Origin of the sequence: Bacillus sp. CGMCC 1.60114, assembly GCF_042676365.1 — a bacterium.
Lineage (GTDB): Bacteria > Bacillota > Bacilli > Bacillales > Bacillaceae_G > Bacillus_A > Bacillus_A rhizoplanae_A.
This window is the reverse complement of sequence record NZ_JBHTHG010000112.1, coordinates 36,400-49,930: the sequence shown is the minus strand read 5'-3', so window position 1 is coordinate 49,930 and position 13,531 is coordinate 36,400. Positions and strand designations below refer to the sequence as shown.

Annotated in this window: 12 protein-coding genes; 9 read left to right on the top strand and 3 right to left on the bottom strand. The window is 34.1% G+C overall.

Going from position 1 to position 13,531, the window contains the following annotated elements:
* The first annotated feature begins 81 nt into the window (after positions 1-81).
* From prfB to ACFQZ1_RS18045, 6 genes are all read left to right on the top strand, one after another.
* Positions 82-1,183 (top strand): peptide chain release factor 2 gene (prfB, locus tag ACFQZ1_RS18070; RefSeq protein WP_377883582.1). Its coding sequence is split into 2 segments (ribosomal slippage): positions 82-153 and positions 155-1,183, totalling 1,101 coding nucleotides; the frame shifts between segments, so codons are not numbered across the junction.
* A gap of 424 nt (positions 1,184-1,607) precedes the next feature.
* Entirely contained in the window at positions 1,608-1,937 is a 330-nt protein-coding gene (cccB, locus tag ACFQZ1_RS18065) for a cytochrome c551 (protein WP_377883581.1), read from the top strand.
* A gap of 603 nt (positions 1,938-2,540) precedes the next feature.
* Positions 2,541-3,227, top strand: a complete 687-nt coding sequence (ftsE, locus tag ACFQZ1_RS18060) for a cell division ATP-binding protein FtsE (protein WP_377883580.1) — start codon at positions 2,541-2,543, stop codon at positions 3,225-3,227.
* A complete protein-coding gene (gene ftsX / locus ACFQZ1_RS18055) occupies positions 3,217-4,110 on the top strand; it encodes a permease-like cell division protein FtsX (protein WP_377883579.1) in 894 nt (297 codons plus the stop codon). Before ftsE ends, ftsX begins: the two co-directional genes overlap by 11 nt.
* 122 nt (positions 4,111-4,232) lie before the next feature.
* Positions 4,233-5,666, top strand: a complete 1,434-nt coding sequence (locus ACFQZ1_RS18050; RefSeq protein ID WP_377883578.1) for a S41 family peptidase — start codon at positions 4,233-4,235, stop codon at positions 5,664-5,666.
* A gap of 263 nt (positions 5,667-5,929) precedes the next feature.
* Positions 5,930-7,132, top strand: a complete 1,203-nt coding sequence (locus tag ACFQZ1_RS18045) for a PDZ domain-containing protein (protein WP_377883577.1) — start codon at positions 5,930-5,932, stop codon at positions 7,130-7,132.
* A gap of 588 nt (positions 7,133-7,720) precedes the next feature.
* Here the strand turns inward: ACFQZ1_RS18045 and ACFQZ1_RS18040 are convergent.
* Complete coding sequence (locus ACFQZ1_RS18040) at positions 7,721-8,158, bottom strand: hypothetical protein (protein WP_377883576.1); 438 nt, start codon at positions 8,156-8,158, stop codon at positions 7,721-7,723.
* A 123-nt stretch (positions 8,159-8,281) separates the two neighbouring features.
* Between ACFQZ1_RS18040 and ACFQZ1_RS18035 the strand changes: the two genes are divergently transcribed.
* Positions 8,282-9,016 (top strand): geobacillin-26 family protein, encoded by a 735-nt coding sequence (locus tag ACFQZ1_RS18035; protein WP_377883575.1) that lies wholly within the window; start codon positions 8,282-8,284, stop codon positions 9,014-9,016.
* Positions 9,017-9,484: 468 nt separating this feature from the next.
* On the opposite strand, the gene ACFQZ1_RS18030 is transcribed toward ACFQZ1_RS18035, so the two are convergent.
* Positions 9,485-10,333 (bottom strand): hypothetical protein, encoded by an 849-nt coding sequence (locus ACFQZ1_RS18030; RefSeq protein ID WP_377883574.1) that lies wholly within the window; start codon positions 10,331-10,333, stop codon positions 9,485-9,487.
* Positions 10,334-10,535: 202 nt separating this feature from the next.
* On the opposite strand from ACFQZ1_RS18030, the gene ACFQZ1_RS18025 reads away from it, so the two are divergent.
* Both ACFQZ1_RS18025 and ACFQZ1_RS18020 read left to right on the top strand, forming a co-directional pair.
* The gene (locus tag ACFQZ1_RS18025; protein WP_377883573.1) at positions 10,536-11,957 is read left to right on the top strand and encodes an N-acetylmuramoyl-L-alanine amidase family protein; all 1,422 of its coding nucleotides are present in this window, start codon (positions 10,536-10,538) and stop codon (positions 11,955-11,957) included.
* A gap of 223 nt (positions 11,958-12,180) precedes the next feature.
* Positions 12,181-12,438: a hypothetical protein gene (locus ACFQZ1_RS18020; RefSeq protein ID WP_377883572.1), complete on the top strand. Its 258-nt coding sequence runs from the start codon at positions 12,181-12,183 to the stop codon at positions 12,436-12,438.
* A 190-nt stretch (positions 12,439-12,628) separates the two neighbouring features.
* Here ACFQZ1_RS18020 and ACFQZ1_RS18015 read toward each other — a convergent pair whose 3' ends face one another.
* Positions 12,629-13,522, bottom strand: coding sequence for a LysR family transcriptional regulator (locus ACFQZ1_RS18015; RefSeq protein ID WP_377883571.1), 894 nt, complete (start codon positions 13,520-13,522; stop codon positions 12,629-12,631).
* Between the last annotated feature and the right edge of the window lie 9 nt (positions 13,523-13,531).

The window sequence follows — 13,531 nt, the reverse complement described above, 5'->3', positions numbered from 1 at the left end:
ATAAAATGAAGTAGGGTCTTACTGCTTGTAGGCAGCGAGATAAATGAGAAAAGTAATAGTAATTGCATAGAGGTGACCAAAATGGAATTAGTAGAAATTAGACAAGAACTAGAAAAAATGGCTAAGAGATTAGCGGCTTTTAGGGGGTCTCTTTGACCTCGCTGGAAAAGAAAAGCGAATTGCAGAACTAGAAGAAATTATGATGGGTGCAGGCTTTTGGGATGATCAAAAAAGTGCACAAACAGTCATCAATGAAGCAAATGCTTTAAAAGATATGGTTGGTAAGTTTAATACGCTTAATGAAACGTTTGAAAATCTAGAAGTAACGCATGAACTTGTAAAAGAAGAGTACGATGAAGAATTGCATGCAGAGCTTGAAGAAGAAGTAAAAACTTTATCTGCAGATATGAATGAATACGAACTTCAACTATTACTAAGTGAAGAACATGATAAGAATAATGCTATTTTAGAGTTACATCCAGGCGCAGGTGGAACAGAATCACAAGATTGGGGTTCTATGTTGCTTCGTATGTATACGCGCTGGGCAGAAAAACGCGGCTTTAAAGTAGAAACATTAGACTATCTTCCTGGAGATGAAGCTGGGATTAAAAGTGTTACTTTATTAATTAAAGGGCATAATGCTTACGGTTATTTGAAAGCAGAAAAAGGCGTACATCGTCTTGTTCGTATTTCACCATTCGATTCATCTGGCCGTCGTCATACATCTTTCGTATCTTGTGAAGTTGTACCAGAGTTTAACGAGGATATTGAAATTGAAGTGCGTACAGAAGATTTAAAAATAGATACGTACCGTGCAAGTGGTGCAGGTGGACAGCATATTAATACGACTGACTCCGCTGTACGTATTACACATATCCCAACAAATGTCGTGGTAACATGTCAATCTGAGCGTTCACAAATTAAAAACCGTGAACATGCAATGAAAATGTTGAAAGCAAAACTGTACCAACAAAAATTAGAAGAACAACAAGCGGAGCTTGATGAAATTCGCGGTGAGCAAAAGGAAATCGGATGGGGAAGCCAAATTCGTTCATACGTATTCCATCCATACTCTCTTGTAAAAGACCATCGTACAAATACAGAAGTCGGGAATGTTCAAGCGGTTATGGACGGAGAGATTGACGCATTTATTGATGCATATTTACGTTCTCGTATTTCGTAAAGTGTAACTATAGATATAAAAAAACGCCAACAGGTCGTTGGCACATGCGTGAGGAAATGAGAAGTATACCTTCTGTCTAGAGGGAAAGAAAGAGGAGAGAAGTTGCAAGGCAGCTTCTCTTTTTGGTGGGTGTAGTTGTAGCATACAAGTTTGTATATTGTTTTGTAAAAAGTAGAAAATAACAAAATGTTAGAAGTAATTGATCAGAAGAATAGGATGATTTTTGTATTCTTAATGCAAGGAAAATTTGTTGTTTTGCATCATGTCATTTGTTCACGAAATTGAAACAATTACTGAAAAGCATTAAGCCTGTAAGCGTCTCCTTTTATTTAGGTTAATATTGGTTATGCAGGTAAGTTTTGAATTTGCAGGAAAATCATTATAATGCTATTGAGGGATTAATTAACAGTAGGGAGTGATATAGATGAAAAAGAAATTGTTGATGATTGTATTAGGTACATCATTAGCTCTTACAGTAGGAGCATGCGGGAAAAAGGAAGAAAGCAAACCTGCTAGTCCTAGTCAAGAAGCAAGTGCAGATAGCGCTGAAAAAATATTTCAAAAAAGCTGTGCAGGATGTCATGGTAATGACCTAAAAGGATTATCTGGACCATCTTTAGAAAAAGTGGGCGGAAAATATTCAGAAGGGGATATTGAAAACATTATCGCTAAAGGCCGCGGCATTATGCCAGCTGGTGTAATTCAAGGCGAAGACGCGAAAAAAGTGGCAGAATGGCTAGCTGAGAAGAAGTAAAAAGAAAAGCGGAGCCGACTGTTTAGGCCTGTTGGCTAAGGTTCTTTCACCTAGAAGGTGCTTTTTACCTTCTCGTGTGGAAGGTTCTTAGACATGAGGGCCTAGGAGGCAGAGCTGGACAGAAAGAAAAGCGGAAGCGGCTCATTCAGAATCGCAGGACGTTGGAGCCCCCGACAGAGAGGAGTTTTGTGCCTCGTCCGAGGGGGCGAAACGACCGGAGATTCTAGCCGCAGGAGCTGGACAAGAGAGAAAAGCGGAGCCGATTGTTTAAACAAGAATACCTTCAGTTATCGCTGTATGAAATTCAAACAAATAAGACCTGTTACTTGATGACGGAAGGTCTTATTTGTTTGTGTCATGTCATATGTTATGCGCTATGTAACACAACTGTAACAAACTTGTATCCGAATTGGAAACCGAATAATGGTACAATGTAGGGCGTAGTGTCTTTTGTTGAATTTTGAAGAAAAAGCTTTACATACATGAGAAGCTGAAATAGCGATTGTTTAAAGATGCAGTGAAAGATTGAATTTTTGATCGCTATAGCTAAACAACGAAGAGTATAGAGTGTCGAAAAAAATCATTAATATTGGGTGATAAATAATGATAACAATGACGAATGTTTATAAGGAGTATCCAAATGGCATGAAAGCCGTTAATGGACTCACAGTTAAAATTAAGCAAGGTGAATTTGTATATGTAGTAGGACCGAGTGGAGCCGGGAAATCTACATTTATTAAAATGATGTATCGTGAAGAGAAACCGACTACAGGCTCTATTAATGTAAATGGTTTAGTAATTGAATCTTTAGCAGAGCGTGATGTACCGTACTTCCGACGTCAGCTAGGCGTGATTTTCCAAGATTTCAAATTGCTTCCGAAGTTAACTGTATATGAAAATGTTGCGTTTGCTTTAGAAGTAATTGAAGAAGAACGAGACGTGATTCGTGAGCGTGTTATGGAAGTGTTAGGTCTTGTAGGTCTTGATGATCGTGCTGAGGCATTGCCAAGTGAGCTTTCTGGTGGTGAACAACAACGTGTTGCAATTGCAAGAGCGATCGTGAATCGTCCGAAAGTTGTAATTGCCGATGAACCAACAGGTAACCTTGATATGGATACAGCGATGGATATTATGAATATCTTCAAACGCATTAATGATCGTGGTACAACAATTATTATGGCAACGCATAATGCGGATATTGTAAATACAATTCGTCACCGTGTAATTGCGATAGAAGATGGAAAAATTGTTCGAGACGAGATTGAGGGAGGATATGGATATGAAGACTAAAACCCTTAGTCGACATTTACGAGAAGGTGTCAAAAATTTATCCCGTAATGGATGGATGACATTTGCTTCTGTAAGTGCAGTAACAGTTACATTACTGCTTGTAGGTGTCTTTTTAACAGCGATTATGAATATGAACCATTTTGCAACGAACGTAGAGCAAGATGTAGAGATTCGTGTACACATTGATCCAGCAGCTACGAAAGAAGATCAAAAGAAATTAAAAGAAGATATTTCAAAGATTTCAAAAGTCGATACTATTACATTTTCTTCTAAAGATGCAGAATTAAAAAGATTGATTAAAAGTTTAGGAGATAGCGGGAAATCATTTGAGCTATTTGAGCAAGATAATCCGTTAAAAGACGTATATGTTGTAAAGGCAAAAGAACCAACTGATACAGCAAGTATTGCAAAGAAAATTGGAAAAATGCAATTTGTAAATAAAGTACAATACGGACAAGGTGAAGTAGAAAAATTATTTGATACAGTAAAAGCTGGTCGTAATATTGGTATTATATTAATTGCTGGTCTTTTATTTACAGCAATGTTCTTAATCTCTAATACAATTAAAATTACAATTTATGCACGAAGCACAGAAATTGAAATTATGAAACTTGTTGGAGCGACAAACTGGTTTATTCGTTGGCCATTCTTACTAGAAGGGTTATTCTTAGGTGTACTAGGGTCGATTCTTCCAATTATTGTGATTTTAACTTCATATAATTCACTTCAAGTTATGTTTAATGAGAAATTTAGCGGAACAATTTTTGAATTGCTTTCATATAGCCCGTTCGTTTTCGAGCTATCTGGATTATTAATGCTAATCGGTGCATTAATCGGTATGTGGGGAAGCGTTATGTCAATCCGTCGTTTCTTAAAAATATAAGTATAAAAAGTTGCAAACATATTTCGTACAAGCTTATCATATAGTAGAAATAGATAAAGGCATCGCACAGTGTGTGATGCCTTTTCATACACCATTGTGTGTTCGGAAAGGGGAATTCCGCATTGAAACGTAGAGTTGCGATAATTGGTATGATTGTTACGTTTTTAATTGGCGCTGGCGGAATGTTTGCAGGTATGTATTGGCTTGGAAATGGCTCTTACACAGTGCAATCAATTGCAGGGAATAATGCCAATGTAAAACAAGCGAATCTGGATAAAATTCGCGAAGCGTATGCATTAATTGATTCACGTTATGTTGAGAATGTGAATGATGACAAGCTTGTTGAAGGGGCTATTCAAGGGATGCTTGCAACGCTGAAAGATCCATACTCCACATACATGGACAAGAAAACAGCAACGCAATTTGAACAATCGCTTGATCCAGAGTTAGAAGGAATTGGTGCTGAAGTAAATAAAACGGATGAGAAGTTAATGATTGTTTCACCGATTAAAGATTCTCCAGCAGAAAAGGCTGGTCTTAAACCGAACGATCAAATTTTATCAGTCGATGGAAACAGTGTGAAAGACTTATCCCGCGAAGAGGCAGTCATGAAAATTCGTGGAAAGAAAGGGACAACGGTTACGCTTGAGGTAAAACGTACCGGAGTTAGTGATCCATTAACATTTAAAATTAAGCGTGACAAAATTCCGATTTTCACTGTATTTAGCTCTGTGAAGAAAGAGAATGGGAAAGATATTGGATACATACAAATCACATCATTCTCTGAAAACACAGCAAAAGAGTTTAAAGATCAATTGAAAGATCTTGAAAAGAAAAATATACAAGGACTTGTTATTGATGTGCGTGGAAATCCAGGTGGTTATTTAACGAGTGTTGAAGATATTTTAAAAGTGCTGATGACAGATAAAAAGCCAATGCTTCAAGTGGAACAACGTAATGGTGAAAAACAGAAGTTCTACACATCACTAAAAGAAAAGAAACCATATCCGATTTCTGTATTAGTTGATAAAGGCAGCGCATCTGCTTCTGAAATTTTGGCAGGAGCTTTAAGTGAAGGAGAAGGTTATCCTCTTATTGGTGAGAAAACGTTTGGTAAAGGCACTGTTCAGCAAGCTGTACCGTTTACGGATGGCAGTAACATTAAGTTGACGATGTTTAAATGGTTAACACCGGACGGCAATTGGATTCATAAAAAAGGAATTGAACCGACTGTTGAAGTGAAGCAGCCTGATTACTACTATGCAACGCCAATTCAAATTGAAAAAACGTTGTCTTATAACGATAACGATGAGCAAGTGAAGCATGCACAAGAGATGTTAAAGAGTCTTGGATATGAGCCAGGGCGTGAAGATGGCTATTTTAGTAAAGAAACAGAAGCTGCTGTGAAAGCATTCCAAAATGCAAGCGATATAGATGCAACTGGTCAGCTTGATAAAAAAACAGCAGAAGCAATTCAAAACAAAATCGTTGAAAAAATTCGTTCTGGTGAAAACGATATGCAACTACAAACAGCTTTAAAATTAATGGCGAAATAAAGCTCAACTAACCATCAGTGGGGGATGAAAAAAACCGACTGATGGAAGTTTCACTTTATTTCACTCATGAAAGATAAAAAAATATACAGGCTTACGCAGCCTGTATATTTTTTTTATGCGTTAAACAAACGTTTGATTAATTGTGATAAGATAAAATAAAACTTCCATTATTGGGGGCATATCCTACATAATGGCAATTCATTTCTTGTAGGCAGGAAATCTTACTGCCCATTAATTGTGGGCAGTAATGAAACATATTATAGATGGTGGTGAATCATTTCGTGGAGGTTTGGTCGTTAGAAGTTGTGAAGGCAATTGTGCGTTTCTTTGCACATCCTGCTTTGTATATTTTCTTTATAAGTAGCTTTTTTGTTGGATATTTACGAGTACTACGAGAACGGAAAGATTTTTCTTTTAAAGTGTATGATATTTTGTATGAATTACGTACATCTGCATTTGCAGGAATTGGTTTTGGACTCATTCTATCATTGATTACAGTTGGAATGGGGATTGTTATCTCAGAAGCAAGTATATTTATGATAGCAATTTGGACGGTATTATTTGCTCTTATTGTTCAATATAGATACTTATCTCCTGCGTACACATTCGGAATTGCGATTGCAGCGACGTTATTATCTTCAAAGCTTCCAGTCTCCTTCTTACAGCTTCGTGAGGGAGAAGAGAGCAGTGTCGTGTCATTAGCAATTTTACTTGGACTTATGTTAGTTGTGGAAGGTTTGCTTATTTCCAAGAACGCAGCGAACTATTCGACGCCGAAATTAAGAAAAGGAAAACGTGGTTTAAATATTGGGCTGCATGAATCAAAAAGATTATGGCTAGTACCGGTATTTGTTCTTGTACCAGGAGACGCCTTAACTCACTTTGTATCTTGGTGGCCGGTCGTATCTGTCGGATCGCAAAAGTTTTCTTTATTCTTAATTCCATTTTTAATTGGATCTACGAGAACGATTAAAAGTTTTGAGCCAAAAGGAGCGTTGTTATTTACAGGTCGTCGTGTATTTGGACTAGCTGCAGTTGTTCTTCTATTAGGAATAGCAAGTTATTGGTGGCACACACTAGCAATTGTGGCCATGGGAGCGGCAATGCTTGGACGTTTGACGATTACTGTGCAAGAACGTTTACAGGATGAAAAGCGTCCTGCATATTTTGCCTCTCGTGATCAGGGCTTAGTCGTATTAGACACAATTCCAGGTACAGCTGGAGCAACGATGGACTTGAAACCTGGGGAAATGATTGTGAAAGTGAATGGAATCATTCCGACCAATGTGGACGAGTTTTACAATGCTCTGCAATCAAAAACAACAGGTGCTTTTTGTAAAATGGAAGTTGTTGATACGAATGGTGAACTTCGTCTTGTACAACATGCGATTTATGCAGGAGAGCATCACGAATTGGGTCTTATTTTTGTAGAACAAGAGCATCGGTGGGATACCGAAGTTGGATGATATTTTGAATTTTTATAAAAGATAAGAAGGTTTTTCATAATTGTTGAGAATGTAGATTCAACAAAATGGAACCGCAAAAGAGGCTGCATAAAGTTGTGATTATGCAGCTTCTATTATGTGCACCTAGACCTTTTGGTGATGAGTATCAAATGGCCATGTGCGTCGAAGGTGGAGTTGGAGTCGATCGTTATATACATTTCGAAGATAATAGGGGAGCGAGGGTAATAAGCTAGATAAAGTTCTAGATGGAGCAAAATTAAAAATTGTGGTGAAATAAACTTTAAATTCCAGCAGTGAGTGTTCTGTATTCCTTCTGTTTTTTATTAAGAGATTATTTAACGAATCTTATTTATTAAAAAAGAGGAAATAAAAACCATAAAAGTACATTAAAGCTTAATCCATATAAGTTCAGTTTATTACAAGTAGGTAATGAACGTAGTTTAATAAAATATTTTGAACCATTGTGTGATCTAAATTGAACATATAAAAGAGAGCGGTATTTTTCCACGCCTGATAGCTTGGAAAAATACCTCTCTCTTTAGTGTGAACATAATTTGGTGATATTTGTGTTTTGTTGGTCATGTATCTTTATTTTAATGCAATGATTAGATGAAATAGTAAGCCGATTAATATCACTGTAAACCATAATATTTTATAAAGTTTAAGTTCTTGCGAATTAAATTTTAATTTTGAAAACTTCGTAATAAGTAAACAAAGTAATCCGCATACCCACATAAATTGAGCACTCAGTACTTCTCCAATATATTTGGTTTTATCTTTAACAGAAAGCCAGTCATCGCCATATATAGTTTGTTTTTTGGTTGTACCAATCCAAGTATATTCTTTAATAACATATCCTAAATTATCATCTTTAAAATAATTTTTATAACCTAAAATAGGTATAGGATAATTCATTATAAACTGTATAAAAATTAGAATACTTAACATTACAATAGGTAATAACACAAAAATCAGTGTTCTATAACGATATGTATTATTGTTTTTATTAAGAACGTGTTTGGACATTATAAAATCCCTCCTTTAAAAATCTGAAAATAAATATAATTTAATGTATTGTATTATATTGTAATTGTATGGTAATTCTGTTATTTTTAGGTAGTAAAATAAAAATCATAAGGAGTTTGAAAAATGAATAAATTAATGAAAAAAGTAATTACTTCAGCTACTGCTCTAGGTATTTTGACAACAATGTCTCCAACATTATCTTTTGCTTCTACTGATAATAAAACAAGTAATGCTTCTAGCAAAGTTAATAGAAACACAGAGAAAAATAATGTTTCACTGAAAATAATAAAAGATGATAATCAAGAACGTGTAGTACAGTCTTCTGATTCGAATTTAATTAGTATTTCCACCTATAATAAAATAACAAAAACAGTTAGTATTTCTACTAGGAATTTAACCGATAATTTAGTTTCAAATCAAACAATTGATTTAAATACTGTACAACGAAATTTATCAAAAGATTTAGGGCCACAATATATGCAACAGTCACTACAACTTATTGATAAAGGTACAAGTCTAGATGAGAAATGGTATTATTATTATTATACTAACAATGTTTGGCTTATTAAAATTCCAGGACAAAGGGCTAAAAATCCTATAGAAAATAGTTCTAATAGTAAAGAGTTAAATGGATTTCGTAGTTCTGTACTTAGCAAGAAAGAACATGAGATAGCTTTTACAGCTAAAGTTTCTGGTGAAGCTGCTTTAGCTGCTATAGCTCTTTGTGAAACCCCTACTCCTTGGACAACAGTTGCTGGTGCAGCTGCTGCTATAGGTATCGCTGTTTGGGCTATACCAGATTTGTTTAAAGTTTATCAAGATGGTGAAAATTGTACATATTATTATCAAAGAATATAATATATTTTATTATACAAAACACCTCATAGAATAATATTGTTCTATGGGGTGTTTTATATTAGTAGATATTTTTATTTGCGTTCTATTCCTAATCTTCTTCAGGGTAATATCAATTTTTGTTATCTTAAGTCCATCCAGATTCCAATGGTTTTACAGTAACAAAGTTATTAATTATTAGAATTATAGGAATTTAGTATTTATAATAATAAGTTATTATTAATCTTTGATGTAGAACAATAAAATTTTGATGATTTATTATTTTGAGATAATTTTTTAATGGAATATACAATAATGTTGTGTTGTATTTTGTGTCCGAATGATTAAGTAACATGTATGCTTTCTTTTAGAAAAAAGAAACTGCCTTATCTGAATGTGAATTTCTAGCGTATTAGCATGATGGTGATGTGGCTTCTAAAGGTTATATATCATGATTTGAATTGTAAAAATTAAATTATTCAAGCTTTGTTATTAGGAACCTACAGTAATGCTATATTTTAAACTATATTGGTTTCCTTTTACATTATTAAAATCAACAGTTCCTGGACCAAATTTAAACGGAATATCTTGTTGTGTAGTCAACCATGGATGACTAAACGCAGAACCAACTTGAAATTTTTGACCAGTAAATTGAATTGGGATAGATACTTTTTGAGAAGTATAAGCACCGTTAAGTGTAGCACCAACTTTAAATGGAATTTTCCATTGTGTTCCGTATATACTTGAACGATCTCCTTTTAAATTCGCTTCCAATTCATCCTTTTGAGTAAACCAACTTTGTCGAGCAGAGTCTGAATTATTTACAGCAGTAATATTATCTCCCCAGAAAATACCGATTGTATCATTTGTTTTTAAATATGGGATATTAGTCCAAATGCCATTAGTGTAGATTTTATAAATATGATTTGATCCTTGAGTACCCTCATAAAGAGCAAATAAATTAAAGTTTAGGCCATTCTCTATTACTACTTCAGGTTCTGTATAAGCATATTGAACCGAAGGTTTATGAGATGTATTTTCATTTTTTAAAGGAGTTAATATAGCTTTTTTTCCTCCTTCTTTAACAATGTCTTTTTTTAGTGAATCTTGCATATTAGATATTTCTGTGATAGAAAATCCCATTTTCTCTAAGAGTCTATTTACCTGTTCGGGAGTTAAATTATCCGCAGCATTAATACCTTGAATTCTGCGATCTTGCATTTCTTTTACTTCTAAATTTGGATGTATACTATCTTGATTAACTTGAGCTAATGTAGGATTAGAAAATCCTAATCCTAATCCTAAACTTGTAGTTAGCGCTAAACCTAATATCTTTTTCATAAAAAATACCCCTCAATTCTATTATTTGGAATAAAACGAATATTTATCCATCAGTATTTTAACATATGACACATCGTAATTAAACAAATTATCCAATATTTTGTAAAATTTAAAAATATATCAAAAAATGTATTTTTTTTACTTCTGTGTTACACTGAAATCATCTTAATTATCAAATTATTATGTAAAAGGGAGATTGTTGATGAAAAAAATTTCATTTTTAGCTGTAAGTTGTGCACTTTCATGCGGAATAATTTTTAACTACACGGAAAATTCAAAAGCAGAAGAATTATCAAGAAAACACGCGATAACGAAAGAAGAGGCTAAGTATAAAGCGGAAGGTTATATCAAAGGGGTTAGTAAAAAATCATATCCAGATTGGAAAGAAGCTTATGTAGATGAAGGACAGACTCTCTATAATTTAGATGGTAATGTAATGGGGTATGCATTCCAAGTGAAAAAGGAAAATATGGATAAGGGGTATATCATTACAAGTAGTGAAAAACAGAATAATTCTATCATTGAATCTACAAGAGAGGGATCTAATCCATACAAAAACATTGAAGACGGAAAGGGTATCTATATGGGGCCTCTCCAACATTATAAAAAAGTAAATAACAATATCGAAAATATTCTTACTACAGAAACGGTAAACATACAAGATGCGAAATTAAAACAAGTAGAAGAAAAGGGGGGAAAACTATTCAAAGAAAATGCTTATTCTGCTATGAATGAAAATGATACATCAGACTTTAAAGAAAAGATTATTAAAAATGTTCCAGACAATACATGGTATATGGGATGTACACCCACTGCACTCTCAAATGTAGTAGGGTATTGGGATCGAAATAGTTATAATAACTTAATAACTGACAATGAAGCTACGAATCAAGTAATTGAAAATCTAGGGAAAGAAATGAAGACAATTCCTGGAATTATACATCCTGGAAATATATTAGAGGGTGGTACAACATACACTACAGATATGGTTCCAGGTTTAAAAAAATATTGGAATAACCGTGGATATTATCCAGAAATCAGTCTTGATGAAACTCCAACTTATGATGAATACGTAAAAGAAATAGATGCTGGAAGACCAATTACGGTTAATACCATAAACCATCCGTTTTATAAGAATCATACTGTAACCGGAGTAGGATATGAACAAATGTATATACCTGAAATTAATGAGAATTATGAAAATTTAATTCTTCATGATACATGGAAAGATAGTCCGGTTAATGCATATTTAAGTTATAATGATAGTAAAAAATACATAAGTAACTTTATTACGGTTAATCCATTTACAAAAGGATGGATTTTGGATGCTGATAATAAGTGGCGTTACCTTGACTCATCTGGTGTTATGAAAACAGGATGGATTCAAGATAATGGAAAATGGTATTATCTTGACTTATCTGGTGTTATGAAAACAGGGTGGATTCAAGATAATGGAAAATGGTATTACCTTGACTCATCCGGTGTTATGAAAACAGGATGGATTCAAAATAATGGAAAATGGTATTACCTTGACTCATCTGGTGTTATGAAAACAGGATGGATTCAAGATAATGGAAAATGGTATTATCTTAGGGATGATGGTTCTTGGGATGAAAGTAAATAAATATCATGAACATTGATAAATCATGTTTAGTGCAAAGATTGTGTGATAGAAGCATGAAATTTATAAAATACGTTTAATGGCAGAGTATGATGCAATTTAAAGAACTTTTGCATAAATTTAATTTTATTTTCAATAGAGAGTGTCTTTTTATCTTATTTTTTAGGATGTTTTAGAATCAATTTCACTTGTCTTATAAATGTCAACTTAAAGTAGGGGTTCGACCTTGGAAAAAAAGCTAGAGAAAATCATGTTTTTGCAGAGTCCAACCGACCTAAAAGGTCGGTTTTCTTTTAAATATAGAGAATATAGTCTAGCCAAACTTTTTGAGGATTACATTGTAAATTTTTGTGAGGATACTGTATTAGATGTAAAATTATTCTCTATGTTATATCTTGTATCTTTTCTTTATGAGATCTCGCCACATGCCCATCGAGCTAAGAAAAAATTAATACCCCATCGCCATCAAGTTAAAATCTCATAATACCCCCAGAACGAAAATTTCGTGTGTTTTTCTCGTTTTTATCCCGCATTAACGGGCAGTAGAACCCTCACCATAATATTGAGAGAGAAGGGAAGAAGATAGGTGGGGGTTTTTTCATCAGTGGGGGATGAAAAAACCCCCACTTTCGCTTTATGTATTCATTTCTTTATCCATCTTGTCTAATTCTACGTTAAAGTTCATGCTTTAATCTAGTAATGAAGTTCTTACAAATTTGAGAATAATGTTTTCCTTCTGAACGTACCCAGGCAAAATAGACATCCTGTTGCTTAGGAACTTCAAGTTCAATGATTGCAATGTCTGTTTTTAGTAAAGTAGATTCACTAGGAAAAGAATAATCAGGACCAACAGTGATAGCTAATCCGTCTTTAATAGTTTTTAGGATGGCATCTGTCTTGTTAGTAGTAAAAAGAATATCAACAGGGCCATATGTAGCTGTAAATTGGTTCATAAACCATTCGACGTAATCATCTTTGTATAAAACTAAAGAATGGGTTAACAGTTCTTCTGGAGTAATTGATTTGTTAAATGCTAAAGGTGAATTACGGTTGACCGCAATAACCATTTTTCCTTTTAATAATGGCTCAAACACTAATCCATTACTTTTATGAATAATGTCTTCAAATAGAATAATTAGACCCATGTCAATCTTATGTTGGCGAATGTCATCTAGTATTTCCTGTGAACCTTTTTCAAACATCTCTATTTTTACATTTGGATAATCCTTTTTAAAATTTGTTACTGTATGAACCAATAAAGACATAGGACCAGGAATTGCTGCAATTCTTAATTCGCCACGTACGGTATTTGTGAATCCGTGAGCCTCATCTTTTAACTCCTGAAGTTTCTCTAGTGTTTCAGCGGCCTTTTTAATAATAATTTTTCCTTCAGCAGTAGGGATTGTACCTAAACGAGAACGTGTAAACAATGATATCCCTAGTTCTGCTTCTAAAGCCGAGATAGATTGACTGATAGCAGATAACGTGACATGCATATTTTGCGCTGCAATGGTTAAAGAACCTGTATTTGTGACCTCAACAATATACTCTAATTGCTCAATATTCATATAAACATA